This window comes from Streptomyces sp. NPDC001157, assembly GCF_053598255.1.
The window spans coordinates 1-13,874 of sequence record NZ_JBSFJW010000005.1; the positions used below are offsets into that span (position 1 = coordinate 1).

11 protein-coding genes and 4 pseudogenes are annotated in these 13,874 nt (G+C 69.3%); 6 read left to right on the plus strand and 9 right to left on the minus strand.

Annotated elements, in window-relative coordinates:
• Window positions 1–310: 310 nt before the first annotated feature.
• On the plus strand, window positions 311–1,405 hold the full coding sequence (locus ACWDAG_RS10515) for an alanine racemase (protein ID WP_450695202.1): 1,095 nt from the start codon (window positions 311–313) through the stop codon (window positions 1,403–1,405).
• A gap of 3 nt (window positions 1,406–1,408) precedes the next feature.
• Here the strand turns inward: ACWDAG_RS10515 and ACWDAG_RS10520 are convergent.
• The 3 genes and pseudogenes from ACWDAG_RS10520 to ACWDAG_RS10530 form a co-directional block, all read right to left on the minus strand.
• Window positions 1,409–2,211: pseudogene (locus tag ACWDAG_RS10520) on the minus strand (IS5 family transposase).
• A 48-nt stretch (window positions 2,212–2,259) separates the two neighbouring features.
• On the minus strand, window positions 2,260–3,126 hold the full coding sequence (locus tag ACWDAG_RS10525; protein WP_450695203.1) for a TIGR03620 family F420-dependent LLM class oxidoreductase: 867 nt from the start codon (window positions 3,124–3,126) through the stop codon (window positions 2,260–2,262).
• Window positions 3,127–3,170: 44 nt separating this feature from the next.
• On the minus strand, window positions 3,171–3,995 hold the full coding sequence (locus ACWDAG_RS10530) for a nucleotidyltransferase family protein (protein ID WP_450695204.1): 825 nt from the start codon (window positions 3,993–3,995) through the stop codon (window positions 3,171–3,173).
• A gap of 1,108 nt (window positions 3,996–5,103) precedes the next feature.
• On the opposite strand from ACWDAG_RS10530, the gene ACWDAG_RS10535 reads away from it, so the two are divergent.
• From ACWDAG_RS10535 to ACWDAG_RS10545, 3 genes are all read left to right on the plus strand, one after another.
• Window positions 5,104–5,619, plus strand: a complete 516-nt coding sequence (locus ACWDAG_RS10535) for a hypothetical protein (protein ID WP_450695205.1) — start codon at window positions 5,104–5,106, stop codon at window positions 5,617–5,619.
• 120 nt (window positions 5,620–5,739) lie between these two features.
• Window positions 5,740–5,955, plus strand: a complete 216-nt coding sequence (locus ACWDAG_RS10540) for a hypothetical protein (protein WP_450695206.1) — start codon at window positions 5,740–5,742, stop codon at window positions 5,953–5,955.
• The gene (locus ACWDAG_RS10545; protein ID WP_450695207.1) at window positions 5,952–6,083 is read left to right on the plus strand and encodes a hypothetical protein; all 132 of its coding nucleotides are present in this window, start codon (window positions 5,952–5,954) and stop codon (window positions 6,081–6,083) included. The genes ACWDAG_RS10540 and ACWDAG_RS10545 overlap by 4 nt, the downstream gene beginning before the upstream one ends.
• 6 nt (window positions 6,084–6,089) lie before the next feature.
• On the opposite strand, the pseudogene ACWDAG_RS10550 reads toward ACWDAG_RS10545, so the two are convergent.
• Window positions 6,090–6,622: pseudogene (locus ACWDAG_RS10550) on the minus strand (IS5 family transposase); the annotation flags it as partial.
• Window positions 6,617–6,803, minus strand: a pseudogene (locus tag ACWDAG_RS10555) (helix-turn-helix domain-containing protein); the annotation flags it as partial. The pseudogenes ACWDAG_RS10550 and ACWDAG_RS10555, both read right to left, overlap by 6 nt.
• A gap of 3 nt (window positions 6,804–6,806) precedes the next feature.
• Here ACWDAG_RS10555 and ACWDAG_RS10560 point away from each other — a divergent pair.
• Window positions 6,807–7,016 (plus strand): annotated as a pseudogene (locus ACWDAG_RS10560) (ISAzo13 family transposase); the annotation flags it as partial.
• A 391-nt stretch (window positions 7,017–7,407) separates the two neighbouring features.
• The gene (locus tag ACWDAG_RS10565; RefSeq protein ID WP_450695208.1) at window positions 7,408–8,793 is read left to right on the plus strand and encodes an MFS transporter; all 1,386 of its coding nucleotides are present in this window, start codon (window positions 7,408–7,410) and stop codon (window positions 8,791–8,793) included.
• Between the two features lie 40 nt (window positions 8,794–8,833).
• On the opposite strand, the gene ACWDAG_RS10570 is transcribed toward ACWDAG_RS10565, so the two are convergent.
• The 4 genes from ACWDAG_RS10570 to lnt form a co-directional block, all read right to left on the minus strand.
• Window positions 8,834–10,783, minus strand: a complete 1,950-nt coding sequence (locus ACWDAG_RS10570; protein WP_450695209.1) for a helix-turn-helix domain-containing protein — start codon at window positions 10,781–10,783, stop codon at window positions 8,834–8,836.
• A gap of 76 nt (window positions 10,784–10,859) precedes the next feature.
• Complete coding sequence (locus ACWDAG_RS10575) at window positions 10,860–11,660, minus strand: 3-hydroxybutyrate dehydrogenase (RefSeq protein WP_450695210.1); 801 nt, start codon at window positions 11,658–11,660, stop codon at window positions 10,860–10,862.
• Between the two features lie 54 nt (window positions 11,661–11,714).
• Window positions 11,715–12,194 (minus strand): NUDIX hydrolase, encoded by a 480-nt coding sequence (locus ACWDAG_RS10580; protein ID WP_450695211.1) that lies wholly within the window; start codon window positions 12,192–12,194, stop codon window positions 11,715–11,717.
• Between the two features lie 68 nt (window positions 12,195–12,262).
• Window positions 12,263–13,873 (minus strand): apolipoprotein N-acyltransferase, encoded by a 1,611-nt coding sequence (gene lnt / locus ACWDAG_RS10585; protein WP_450695212.1) that lies wholly within the window; start codon window positions 13,871–13,873, stop codon window positions 12,263–12,265.
• Between the last annotated feature and the right edge of the window lies 1 nt (window position 13,874).

Genomic DNA, 13,874 nt, shown 5'->3' on the forward strand with positions numbered 1-13,874 from the left:
GGTGCACGGGAGCGTGCGTTCTCAAAGCGGCGTGTACCGGTAAATCTTCAAATGAGACAGGAGCACTCGTAAGGAAACCGGCGCATTACGGCTCTATCGATTGCCGCGGAAGTGATGTTTCCGGCGAATCGCTTCGCTGAGTGCTCGACCTGACTCCTGAAAACCCGCGCGAACCATCCGATATCAGAATCAAACGCTCACTTAGAGGTCGTCTCGATTGGTTGCGTATGACCTGGGGCGATGGCTTTGTGGCCCTCGTCTGCCGACCTGCCATGATCATCTCGACGTGTTCCATGGCGGGAGGCAAGAGATGGCGATGCTGCTGCCCGATGGGCTGGCTACGCCGGCGCTCGTGGTCGATTCGGACGTGTTGGAAAGCAACATCTCGCGCATGGCCGAGGCTTCGCGGGCTCAAGGGTTTGCCCTGCGTCCGCACGCCAAGGCCCACAAGTGCGCACAGATCGGGGACCTTCAGCTTCAGGCTGGCGCGCGCGGGCTGTCGGTGGCCACGATCGGCGAAGCCGAGGCATTTGCCCGGGTCGGCGTGGACGACCTGTTCATCGCGTACCCCGTGTGGCTCGATGCCGACAAGGCACAGCGGCTGCGCCGACTGGCTGACCGCGTTGCCCTGAGAGTCGGCGTGGAGTCGGTCGAAGCCGCGCAGCGGCTGGGGAACGCCGTGCGCGGCAGCGACCGGCCCGTCGAGGTACTTGTCGAGGTCGACAGCGGCAGCCGTCGCACAGGAGTACAGCCCCAAGTAGCTGGTGAGGTTGGGAAGGCGGCCGCCGACGCGGGACTCATTGTTGCGGGCGTGTTCACGTTCCCGGGACACGGGTACGGTCACGACGCGCGGGCACGTGAGCGCGCCGCACGAGACGAGGAGCGCACGCTGGGCCAGGCCGCCCAAGTGCTGCGGGATCGCGGGCTCGGCGTCCATGTGGTCAGTGGCGGGTCGACTCCGACGGTGGGGCAGTGGCAGCCGGGCGCAGTGAACGAGTTGCGGCCAGGTGTCTACGTCTTCAATGACGCCACCCAGTTGGCCATCGGCACCTGTGGGGTGGAGGACCTGGCGCTGGTCGCTGCGGCGACGGTGATCAGCGTTCCCGCCCCGGACCGCTTCGTGCTGGACGTCGGCAGCAAGGTCCTCGGCTCCGACCGGTCGCCTTGGGTGACAGGCCACGGCTACCTGCCTCAGTTCCCGCAGGGATCCATCACGGGGCTGTGGGAGCACCACGCCGTGGTCCGCCTTCCGGAAGGCGTGAGGGGGCCATGCCTTGGGGCGGTGGTCTCTGTCGTCCCCAACCACATCTGCACGCCGGTGAATCTCGCCGATGACCTGCTGGTCGTCAAAGACCGCCAGGTGATCGACCGCTGGCAGGTCACGGCACGAGGGGCCAATACGTAAGCATCACTTCAGGCGGGAGAGACGGCGGTAGCAGATCAAAGTTGCGGCTATCCCGGCGAAGGCAAGGAAGGGTTCGGCCTTGCGCTCGTAGCGACGGTGGAGTCCGCGGCACCCGGCCGGCCAGGCCACCGTCCGCTCCACGGTCCAACGGTGGCGGTCCAGCCGCTGCGATGACTCGATCCCCTTGCGCGCGATGCGCGGGACGATGTTCCGGCCGCGGAGCCAGCGTCGCAGGTGGTCGTAGTCGTACCCCTTGTCGGCGTGGAGCTTGGCAGGCCGCCGTCGGCGCGGTCCACGGCGAGAGCGGATCGGCGGGATACCCCTAACCAGGGGTTCCAGTCCCTGACTGTCATGGGTGTTCGCGGCAGAGATGCCGATCGAGAGGGGCAGACCGGACCGCTCGGTGATCAAGTGGATCTTCGAGCCCTTCTTGCCGCGATCTACGGGATTCGGACCCGTCAGATCCCCCCTTTCGCCGCCCGCATGTTCACCGAGTCGATGGCACACCGCGACCAGTCCAACTCGCCGCGGGTGCCCAGCTCATCCAGCACCAGGCGGTGAAGCATGCCCCCACACCCGGGCCCGGCTCCACTCCATGAACCGCCGGTGCGCGGTTGGCCCAGAAGGGCCGAAGCCGGACGGCAGCTGGCGCCACGTACATCCGTCGTGGCCACGAAGACAATGGCTGCCGGCACCTGCCGGTCCCCATACCTGCGTCGGCCCCCGCCCTGGGGCCGCACCGGAGCGGTCGGCACCACCCGCTGAAACAACGCCCACAACCCGTCCGGCACCAGACGCTCCACCATCGCCATCACGCCTACCAGCCTAGTGATCAAGCCAGTTGAGACGATCTCTTAAGCACGGGGCAGGCGCTCGGCCACGGCGCGCCACGCGGTGAGCGGGAAGGCTTGCGGGGTGTCGGTGACAATCTGGAGGGCGACATGGTCCGCGCCCGCCTCCAGGTGGGCCGCGACACGCTGCGCGACGACATCGGCGGATCCCCATACCACCAGGGAATCGACGAAGCGGTCACTGCCGCCGTCGGCGAGCTCGTCCCGCGTGAACCCGTCCTCCATCCAGGTCCGCACGTAGTTGGCCTTCGTGAGGTAGGGACCGATCGCCCGCCGTGCCGTGGCACGGGCCGTGACCGGGTCGGTGTCCACCACGGACGTCTGCACCGGCGCGAGGAGCGGCCCTGCCCCCAGCGCCGCTCGTGCCCGGGCCGTGTGGGACGGCGGGACCAGGTAGGGCTGCACTCCAGCGGCCCGGTCGGCGGCGAGCTGGGTCATCAGGGGCCGGTGCGCGCCCAGGATCCGCGCGGCTTTCGGCAGCGGGCCGGCGGACGCGTCCAGCGCGTCGAGGTAGGCGGACATCGCCGTATAGGGGCGCTGGTAGGCCGCGGCGATCTCGGCGTGACTGACGGCCAGGCCCACCAGCGTCCGTCGCCGATAAGGTGCGGGAAGCCCCTGGTAGGCGGCGGCGAGCCGACCGGGCGGAAGGTTCCAGACGGAGACGCAGGAGGGGGCTACGATCGCGTGTCGGGTCGCCGTGAGGAGGTTGAGGCTGCTGTGCAGGTCCCCGCTCGGGTTACCGCCGGGCATGCCGCCCAGCCACAACGTGCCGTAGCCGAGCTCCTCCAGTTCGCAGGCCGCAGCCCTCGCTCGATCGGGATCACCGTGAGTGAACGCTGTACTCCACACCCCGACCGGCGACACATCCATACCGCGCCCTCCCCGGAATTCACCTGACCATGCCTGTCCTGCGGTCACTCGGCCACAGCCTGACGGGTAGCCCGTCGGGTGGCGAGATCGCGTTCCAGCCTGAGCACGTCCGCCGGGGTGTTCACCGCCTGCCAGGGCGCGTCGATCGCGTAACCGGCCAGCTGACGGGTGCCAACCAGTAGGGGCAGTGTGCTGTCGGCGTGATCTCCCTCCTCGGGAAGGAGAGAGACGACCTGCCAGGCAAACAGGTACACACCGGCGTTCACCCGGACCGGCCCCGGGGTGGTCGGGGCGAGGTCTGTCACCCGGCCCAGCTCGTCGTAGGCCACCGCGCTGCCGGGCAGGCCGGGACCGGCGAGCGCCACGGTCGCCGCGACGCCACCGCGCAGGTGATGGGCGCGCATCCCGCCCAGGCAGAAACACGTCCAGATGTCCCCGTAGAGGGCGAACCACGGCTCCCCCGGATACGGCAGGGCCCGTGCTGCCCGGCGTAGTCCACCGCCGCGCCCCAGCGGCCGTTTCTCGACCACTGCCTCGGTCCGCGGCGGAGACGGCAGGGAGTCGAGGTACGAGACGATGCTTTCGGCCAGATGTCCCGCAGACACCACGACGCGTTCGACACCACAACCAGCCAGCCAGTCGAGTTGGTGCCGAAGGATCGGCACCCCGCGGACCTCCACCATCGCCTTGGGCCGCTCACGGGTCAGCGGCAGGAGCCGACTGCCCCTTCCCCCCGCAAGAATGACAGCCTGCCGGACGGACAGCGGGTCGTCTCGCCCGCAGACCAGGGGGAGCGTGTCGGACGCGGCGGGCCCGCCCGGTCTATGCACGCACAGGCGAGCGTCGGGCGACAGGCCGGATCGGATCATGCTCTTGTAGATACCCGTCCTGCCGGGACGAGAAGAGGCGTAAACCGGTCTTCGCGCGCTCTGTCCACTGGTCGGCCGGGCCCGTCGCGCGAGTCTGGCCGACCCCCGTCGAACGCCGGGTACGAGACGGGGGCGCGCCACATTGCCTGCCGTGACGGTGAAGAGCGGCTCAGGTGCAAGGGCCTTGCCGGTCCGTCGGTCCGGGCGGCCTCAGGATGAGGTGGGCCGCCATGGAAAACGGTACGTGCGTGTCCCATCCCGCTGCGACTGCGCTTACGTGGTGTGCCAGCCGGAGGCCGTGAGATCCGAACGGGGGGGTGCCGAGCACGTGGTGGGCCCCGAGAGCAGCGGCCCGAAGGTCGCCGCCGCCTGGATTCTGGTGAAGTTCAGGCCGGGTAAGGAAGACTGAAGGCCGGCATCCAGGTGCGGGGAGGCGGCGGTGCGGGTCGGCTCCGCCGCCCCTGGGGTGCGCCGATGCTCGGCGCAACCGTGTTGCAGGCGCAGACCGACCTGCTCGCCAAGCCGCATACCCTGGGGTGCAGGATCGCCGCGCTGCTGACCACAGCGGGCCTGTACGCGTGGTGGGCGCCGTCAGAAGTCCTGGCCGCCTTCGCCGGACCTGCCAATCACCTGAGGGACTCCGGCCGCTCCACGCTCAGCGAACTCCCCCATCCCGCCCAGCTGGAGACAGAACTCACTGCCCGGCTGCTCGCCTCTCAACGGCGCCGGGCACGGACCCACCCGAGAGCGCGTCAAGCAGGTATGGGCTTGCTTACTACACAAGTGCCGGCTTCGCCCGGACAAGTAGTTCGCGTAAAGCGTTCGGGCCAGTTGGTCGGCGCCGGGCTGAACTGACCCGGCATGGGAGCTTCATCCCAGCACCATACAGCTCAGAGAACGGGATCAACTCACCCATGATGGCAGGCTCCAGTGGCGGGGCGACAAGACCGGTGTTTGAATGAACTCGTGTCCTATTGAGACGGCTTTGTGAAATGGCCGAAGCCGGGTCGCTCGCTCTTGGGACCTCGGGCCCCAGAGCCGCCCAGTTTTTCGCTCCAGATGTGTCCAGGGCCCCGTAAGCGTGCCCTGGTTCGAAGGGAGCCATCCCGTGGCCACGTATGTCAAAGAGAACCCCGACTGCAAGTCCAAGATTCTGTTCGTAGGCTCGACGGGGCTCAAGCCTCTCGACAATCCAGAAGTCCCCGTGCAGATGTACATCGACATCCTGGCACCCGACGAGACCTACACAAACGTGTACTTCGGGACAGCCATGATCTACATCGAGTTCCTGATCCCGAACACTCCTGTCGGTGTGGAGATGGTCGGGCACCCGGACATAAACCCCAGCGGATTCTGGGACGTCCCGAAGGACGGCTCGTGGGTCGAGGCGCCGTGGGGCCAGCCCACTGACCGGCTGCGTATCAGGCACCACAACGTCCGGGTGGTCTCGGGCCCCGGCAACGGCCTGACGCACTGGCTCGGTGTGACGGGCCTCGGGCAGGGCGAAGCGTTGGAGTTGCGTGCCTACTGCGAGGCCACCGACATCTCCGCCGACACCGCCAGTTGCCCGATCCGCATCGCGGATCTCAAAGTGGGCGACCGCCTGTCCGGGTATCTAGGCTGAACTCCCCTGCCCGGTTGGTACGTTCACCTGCAGGCCGCTCAGGACACCGCCGAACGGCTGCGATCTGGCTCGGTGCCGCCGGGTCTCGGCGTCGATCCGGCGGATGCCCAGGAACTCGGCGTGATCTGTCACACCTGGCGCAACTACCTCGCTCTCGGCTCGCTCGGGCCCGACCTGTTCTATTTACTGCCGGACTTCGCGGACACGAAGGGCTGCCTGATCCGTCAGGTCGTGGAGTGGGTGCGGGAGGTGTGGGAGGAGACAACGCGACACAGCTCGCCTCCCAGCTCACGGGTGGCCTGTCCCAACAACTCGCACAGATCTTGGACGAGTTGACGTCCGCCGTAATGTCGTCCTTCAAGGGGCTGCTGGCCGACATGGGCGACTGGTTCGGTGTGCTCACCTCAGGTGTGCCCCAGGGATACGGCGACAACGCCTTCTACTGGTCGGACGCCTTCCACTAACAGCGGCTAACAGAATGAGTTCAGTTGTCGGTGGGTGATCAGGCAGCAGGCGAGTTTGAGGAATGCCTCGTGCATGTCTGCTCGTCGTTCCCAGCGCACACGCAGCCGACGGAAGCCGTGGAGCCAGGCAAAGGTCCGCTCGACCACCCACCGGTAGACGCCCAGGCTGCTGCCGTGTCCGGTTCCGCGCCGCGCGATGGCGGGCACGATGCCGCGGGCGCGGACTTGCCTGCGGTAGCTGTCGTGGTCGTAGCCGCGGTCCGCGTAGAGCGTCACCGCTCTTTGGCGGGGCCGGCCGACCCGGCCGCGGACGGGCGGGACGGCATCCAGCAGAGGCAGAAGCTGGGTGACGTCGTTGCGGTTGCCGCCGGTCAGGATGACCGCCAGCGGGGTGCCGTGCCCGTCGGTGATCAGGTGGTGCTTGGAACCGGTCCGGCCCCGGTCGACCGGCGACGGGCCCGTGTGGCTCCCCCTTTTAAAGCCCTGACGTGCGAGGAATCGACCACGCACCGGGACCGGTCCAGCTTCCGTTCCGCCCGCCGCCAGCGGTTCGCCGACACTCCGGGTCACCCTGAACCGCCGGGCCACCTCCCGGTCACTGGCCCCAGCCTCGATCAGATCAGCTGCTGCGAGCCGGACTTGCTCACGCCGAGCCCGTTCCTCGGCCGTCAGACCACCGCTATCGGATACCTCATCCTCCCGGCATAGCGCCGCCCGCAACCTCTCCACCTGCGAAAACTCGCGACTATGGGCCTCCTGGGCCAGCTCTTCAACACCACCGCCATGACCATCAGCCGCGCAGTGAAAGACGTCCGCCCGCTCCTGGAAGCCCACGGTGTCCATCTCCCAGCCTCAACAGCCCGTTTCCGCACATGGGAAGACATCATCAGGTTCCTCGACCCCGACAAAGCCAAGACCAAACCGACGTGTTGATTCCGGGCAAGCCCTAACTGGGCTCCACATCAGCCCCTTCCCCTCATTGCCTCAGGTCAGCAAGGGGCCGACTGTGTACCACGAGCAGACGAAGAACCTGCCTAGTGGCCCGATCCGCCCCCGATGCCCGAGTTCTACGGAGCGTAGTCAGCACCAAGTCAGCACGGGAGTCAGCACGCCACCACCAAATCATCCCCAACTACGCTTCCCGGACGGCACCTATTTCGCCCCTCACCAAGCTTGATAGCCGCCGCTCCGCGAACGGGCATGGTGGTTCGACGCATAGCCGTGCCCCGAACTATGTTGCCCCACCACATGTGCGCCTGACCTGCATGTTTCTACGGTGTGCCAACACGTACCCGTCCCCACCGCACACGAGGAAGTGGCGCACATGGCCTCCGGAACCACCGCTCCCCCACCACCTGCGAACCTCCGTCGCATCGTCGCCGCCAGCCTCATCGGCACCACCATCGAGTGGTACGACTTCTTCCTCTACGGTTCTGCCGCCGCGCTCGTCTTCAACAAGTTGTTCTTCCCGGACTCCGACCCCCTGGTCGGCACGCTGCTTTCCTTCCTGACGTACGCCGTCGGATTCGCCGCCCGCCCGCTGGGCGCACTCGTCTTCGGCCATTACGGCGACCGGATCGGACGCAAGAAGCTGCTGGTGCTGAGTCTGCTGCTGATGGGCGGGGCGACGTTCGCGATCGGGTTGCTGCCCACGCACGCGACGGTCGGAGCAGCCGCGCCCGTGCTGCTGACAACTCTGCGTCTGATTCAGGGCTTTGCGCTGGGCGGCGAGTGGGGCGGCGCCGTGTTGCTGGTGTCCGAGCACGGGGACGCCCGGCGGAGGGGTTTCTGGGCCTCGTGGCCGCAGACCGGTGCGCCCGCGGGGCAGTTGCTCGCCACCGGGGTGCTGTCCCTGCTGACGGCCGTGCTGACAGACGACGCCTTCGGGTCCTGGGGCTGGCGGATCCCGTTCCTGCTCTCCGGCGTGCTGGTGATCGTCGGTTTGTGGATTCGTCTGTCTGTCGATGAATCGCCCGTGTTCCAGCAGGCGTTGGCGCAGGCCGAGGCTCGTAAGGCCGACCGAAGTGCGGAGGCCGAGAAGCTGCCGCTGGTGTCCGTACTGCGCCACCACTGGCGGGACGTGCTGGTCGCGATGGGCGCGCGCATGGCGGAGAACATCAGCTACTACGTCATCACCGCGTTCATCCTCGTCTACGCCACCACATCGGCCGGCGTCTCCAAGCAGACCGCGCTCAACGCGGTGCTGATCGCATCGGCCGTGCACTTCGCGGTAATCCCGGCCTGGGGCGCGCTGTCGGACCGCGTCGGACGGCGTCCCGTGTATCTGCTCGGCGCGGTCGGCGTCGGGCTGTGGATGTTCCCCTTCTTCTCCCTCATCGACACCGGCGGCTTCGGGAACCTGATCCTCGCGGTCACCGTGGGTCTGGTGCTGCACGGTGCGATGTACGCGCCCCAAGCCGCCTTCTTCTCCGAGATGTTCGCGACCCGGATGCGCTACTCGGGAGCCTCGATCGGCGCCCAGTTCGCCTCGGTCGCGGCGGGCGCCCCGGCACCCCTGATCGCCACCGCGCTGCTGGAGGACTACGGCAGCTCCACCCCGATCGCCCTTTACGTCATCGGCGCGGCCGTCCTGACGGTCCTCGCGGTGGCGCTCGCCAAGGAGACCCGTCAGCGGGACCTGGCCGAGGTGGAACCGTCCGCGGGCGCGGAGCCTGCGCCGGCCCCGTCGGCGGACGCGCGCACCGTGTGACTCGCCGTCAGTCTGCCCCCGTACGCCTCGCGTACGGGGGTCAGTGCTGTGCGCGGGCCGACAACCGGTGCAAGCGCAGGGCGAGTTGAATCTCCAGGGCGCGGGCGGGGTCTTGCCAGTCGTCACCCAGGAGGCGGGCTACGCGCTCCAGACGCTGCGCCACCGTGTTGACGTGGACGTGCAGTTCGTCCTTGGTGCGCGCGGGGCTCATGCCGCAGGTGAAGTAGGCGTCGAGGGTGTGCACGAGGTCGGTGCCGCGTCGTTCGTCGTACGCGACGACCTCGCCGATGGTGCGCTCGACGAAGCCGGTGACGTCCCGGTCCCCGGCGAGCAGCAGGCCGAGGAAGCCGAAGTCCTCGGCTGCGGCACCGTCACCGGGGCGGCCGAGCAGACGCAGGGCGTCCAGACAGCGTCGGCCCTCCGCGTAGGCGGCGGCCGCCGTGTCGGGGTGGGCGGCGAGGTCCCGGACGGGGGCGGAGGCGCCGACGGTGACCGCCTCGTGGACCGCTGTGCCCAGCTGGTGGGCAGTGCGGCGAGCCAGGTCGGTGGCGGTGTCGCCGGGGGCCAGCGGCAGCAGCAGGACGGTGCCGCCGTCGCGGGCGGCGGCCAGGCCGTGCCGGGTCGCGGCGAGGTGCGAGGCGGCGGACCACAGGCGGCGGCGGGCGGCCGCCTCCTGGTCGGCGTCGGGTGCGGCGGCGTCGAGTCGGGCGGCCAGCACCACGTGGGTGGCGTCGAGGTCGGCGTGCAGCCGGGAGGCGCGCTCGCGCAGCAGACGCGGGTCGCGGTCGCGGGCGTCGAGGAGGTCGTCCAACAACTCGCCGCGGACGCGCTGTTCGGCCTCGGCGGCCGAGCGTCTGGCGAGCAGCAGCAGCGAGGTGACCATCGCGGCGCGTTCCAGGGTGAGTTGGTCGACGGGGTCGAGACCGGGGTGGCCGCGCAGGACGAGTGCGCCGAGCAGTTCGCCGCCGGCGGCCACGGCGGCGATCCAGTCGTCCTCATGCCGTACGGCGTGTCCTTCGGCGCGGGACGCCTCCAGGGGTGTTGCCGGTGCGTCGGCGGCTTCGGTGAACTCGACCGTTCCGTCGAGGACTTGGGAGACGGCCGCGGCCACGTCGTGGACCCCGCCGCCGCGCAGGACCAGCTCCGCGAGCCGGTCGTGGACGTCGGAGGCGCGCTCGATGACGGCGCTGCGGTCCTGGATGATCTCGTTGGCGCGCTCCAGGCCGGCCAGGGCCGAGCGGGTCTCGGTGAGGAGGTTGGCGGTGTCGATGGCGGCCGCGGCCAGCGCGGCGAACGAGCCGAGCAGCGCGATCTGCTCCCGTTCGAAGACCCGGGCTCGCCGGTCGGCCGCGAACAGGACACCGATGACGTGGTGGCCCAGCATCAGGGGCACGCCGAGGATGGCGACCAGGCCCTCGTCGCGCACACCGTTGTCGATCGTGTTCGTGTGCTGGAAGCGGTCGTCCTTGAAGTAGTCGTCGGTGACGTACGGGCGGGCCGTCTGGGCCACCAGACCGCCGAGCCCCTCCCCCATGCCGAGCCGCAGCTGCTGGAAGCGTGCGGCGACCGAGCCCTCGGTCACCCGCATATAGGTGTCGCCGCGCACCGGGTCGTTCAGGCTGAGGTAGGCGACATCGGTGCCGAGCAGGGAGCGGGCGCGCTGCACGATCGCCTGCAGTACGGCGTCCAGGTCCCGCAGGCCCGCGAGGTCGTGCGCGGTCTCGAAGAGCGCGGACAGCTCGGCCTCGCGGCGGCGGCGCCCCTCCAGCTCCGCGCGCACACGCAGCGCGAGCAGTTTGGCGTTCTCGAGCGCGGCGATCGCCTCGGCAGGCCGCCCCTCGGCGCGGGCCAGCAGCACCGGCTGCTCGTAGGCGTCGGCGGACGCGCCCCTGGCCAGCAGCTCGAGGAACGGCGTCTCGGCATCGCCGAGCGCCGCCCCGGCCGCTTCGGCGCCGGTGCGTTCGGCGGACTGCACGTGATCGCGAGACATGCTCACAGGATTCCTCAATCCACGCCCGCCCCGTCAGGCCTGTGGATAACTCGTCCCCGCCCGGACGCGGGGCTGGTCAGTGCGCGGTCCAGCCACCGTCGAGGACGAGCGAGGTGCCGGTCACGAAGGAGGCCTGAGGGCTGCACAGATAGGCCACGGCCTCGGCGACCTCCTCCGGTTCGATGAGCCGTTTGACGGCGCTGTCCTGCAGCAGCACCTCCGCCAGGACGCGCTCTGCCGGGATGCCGTGCGCCTGCGCCTGGTCGGCGAGCTGCTTCTCGACGAGGGGGGTGCGCACATAGGCGGGGTTCACACAGTTCGAGGTGACACCGTGGGGTGCGCCTTCGAGGGCGGCGGTCTTGGACAGGCCCTCCAGACCGTGCTTGGCGGCCACATAGGCCGACTTGTAGGCCGAGGCGCGCAGTCCGTGGACGGAGGACACGTTGACGATGCGGCCCCATCCCTGGCCGTACATGTGGGGCAGCGCTCCACGGATGAGTCGGAAGGGTGCTTCCAGCATCACGGTGAGCACGGTGTGGAAGACCTCGGGCGGAAACTCCTCGATGGGGCGCACCAGCTGCAGCCCGGCGTTGTTGACCAGGATGTCGGTGCCCGCGGCGGCCGGCTCGGCGGCGTCGAGGTCGGTGAGGTCGAGGACATGCGGTTCGACTGTGCCCGCGAGGCCCCGGGCCTGCTCGGCCAGCGTGTCCAGGCCCTCGGCATCCCGGTCGACCGCTCTCACCTTGGCCCCGTCGGCCGCGAGGCGCAGCGCACAGGCGCGGCCGATGCCACCGGCAGCGCCGGTGACGAGGGCGGTGCGGCCGCCGAGGTCGAGGGAGGGGGCGTGGGGAGCCGGGAGGTCGCTGGGCGGGGTCATGTCTCGACCCTAAGCAGCAGCCCCGCCTCCCCACATGTGCTCACCACCCATACTTCACTCGGAACTCATGGGCTCGAACCATGTGGGTTCGTCGGAGAGGGCCTGCTTGATCCGGAAGTGGTGGTAGTCGGTCATCTCCGGCAGCTCGTCCAGCGCGAACCAGCCGACCGCCAGGGACTCGTCGTCGTTCACCCGGGCCTCGCCGTCGATGGCGCGGCAGCGGAAGCAGAGGTCCATGAACTGGCAGGTGTCGCCGTTGGGGTAGGTGACCTGCCGTCCGGACCGCACCGAGACCAGCCGCTCGACGGCGACCCGGACGCCGGTCTCCTCCTGCACCTCGCGCACGAGCGCGGCGGCGGGCTGCTCACCGGGGTCCGGGATGCCGGAGATCAGTGCCCACCGGTGGTTGTCCGCACGCTGCCCGAGCAGGACTCTGCCCTGGTCGTCGAAGACGACGGCGCTCACGCCGGGAAGCCAGAGCAGCTGGTGGCCTGCGGAGGCCCGGATCTCTTGGATGAAGTCAGGAGTTGGCATGACACCGACCCTAAGGGGCCGGTGTCCCGGGCCCGGCGCACGTCATGGTGCGTGCGCCGGGCGTACGGTTACACGCTCCGGGCGCGTCGCCCGCGGACACCGGCTCCGATCGCCCAGCCGACTCCGCCTGCGGCGACCAGCACGAGGGCCATCTCCGGCAGGATGCCGACCCGGGTGGCGGGCGTCTCGGAGGAGCGCAGCGGCACCTTCTGCACCAGATGGGCATGGACGAACATGCCGGTCTTCTGGGTGATCTTCCCGTCCGGCATGATGACCGCGCTGACACCACTGGTGACCGGCACGGTGACGGTCCGGCTGTGTTCGACGGCACGGACGCGGGACATGGCGAGCTGCTGGTAGGTCATCTCGCTGCGGTCGAAGGTCGCGTTGTTGCTCGGCACGGAGATCAGCTGCGCCCCGTCGGTGACCTCGGAGCGTACGGCCCAGTCGAAGGCGGCCTCGTAGCAGGTGACCAGGCCGACCTTGGCGTGGTCCATGCTGAACACGCCCGGCTTGGTGCCCCGGCTGAAGTCCTGGCGCACCATCGAGGTCCAGTTGCTGTTGATCGCACCGATGAAGGAGCGCAGCGGCAGGTACTCCCCGAACGGCTGGATCTGCCGCTTGTCATAGGTGTCGGTTGGGCCCTTCTTCGGGTCCCACAGGATCTGCTCGTTCCACAGCTTGCCGTCCCGCGCGACGACGCCGCCGACCGAGATGGGCACACCGATCGCCTTGGCCGCGCTGTCGATGACGGCGTAGGCGTCGGCGTTGGCGAAGGGGTCGACGTCGGAGGAGTTCTCCGGCCACAGTACGAAGTCCGGCCTGGGCGTCTTGCCGGCCTTGACCTCGGCGGCCAGGCGCTTCGTCTCGCGGGCGTGGTAGTCGAGCACGGCGCGCCGCTGGGCGTTGAACTCCAGCCCGGAGCGCGGCACATTGCCCTGGATGAGGGCGACGGTCGCGTAGCCGTCCTCGGCCTTGTCACTGACCAGCGAACGGGCGGCGACCGCGCCCACCACCGGGACGGCCACGCTCAGCAGGGCGACGGCCGCGGCCGACCGCTGGACGGCCCGGGTGCGCCGCGCATCCAGGGCGAGGCGTACGACCTCGAAGAGGCCGAAGCCGCACAGCACGACCGCGAAGCCGAGTACCGGGGTGCCGCCCACCGCGGCCAGTGGCAGGAAGACACCGTCGGCCTGACCGAATGCGATCTTGCCCCAGGGGAAGCCGTTGAACGGCACGCGCGCGCGTGCCGCCTCGCCGGCTGTCCATACCGCTGCCGCCCACACCGGCCACGCGGGAAGCTTGGACACCGCGGCGACGCCCGCACCCACCAGCGCGACGAACATCGCCTCGATCGCCGCCAGGGCGATCCAGGGCACCGGGCCGACCTCCACGCCGGTCCACACCAGCAGCGGCAGCAGGAAGCCGAGGCCGAAGAGGTAGCCGAGGCCCAGGCCCGCCTTCCAGGTGCGGCCGCGCAGCACCCAGCCGAAGACGGCGAAGGCCGGAAGGGCCAGCCACCACAGGGTGCGGGGCGGGAAACTGACGTAGAGCAGCACTCCGGAGAGCGCCGCGGCGAGAGCCGGAACGAAGCGTACGAGGCGCGCCGCGCGCAATGCGGGCGCGCCCTGCGGCTGCAACTGGTCCGACTCGTCCACGGAGGTTGCGGTGACGGTCACT

Coding starts and splice junctions, on each gene's coding strand:
- ACWDAG_RS10515 (WP_450695202.1), top strand. CDS start 311: ATGGCGATGCTGCTGCCCGATGGGCTGGCTACGCCGGCGCTCGTGGTC.
- ACWDAG_RS10525 (WP_450695203.1), bottom strand. CDS start 3,126: ATGGATGTGTCGCCGGTCGGGGTGTGGAGTACAGCGTTCACTCACGGT.
- ACWDAG_RS10530 (WP_450695204.1), bottom strand. CDS start 3,995: ATGATCCGATCCGGCCTGTCGCCCGACGCTCGCCTGTGCGTGCATAGA.
- ACWDAG_RS10565 (WP_450695208.1), top strand. CDS start 7,408: ATGGCCTCCGGAACCACCGCTCCCCCACCACCTGCGAACCTCCGTCGC.
- ACWDAG_RS10570 (WP_450695209.1), bottom strand. CDS start 10,783: ATGTCTCGCGATCACGTGCAGTCCGCCGAACGCACCGGCGCCGAAGCG.
- ACWDAG_RS10575 (WP_450695210.1), bottom strand. CDS start 11,660: ATGACCCCGCCCAGCGACCTCCCGGCTCCCCACGCCCCCTCCCTCGAC.
- ACWDAG_RS10580 (WP_450695211.1), bottom strand. CDS start 12,194: ATGCCAACTCCTGACTTCATCCAAGAGATCCGGGCCTCCGCAGGCCAC.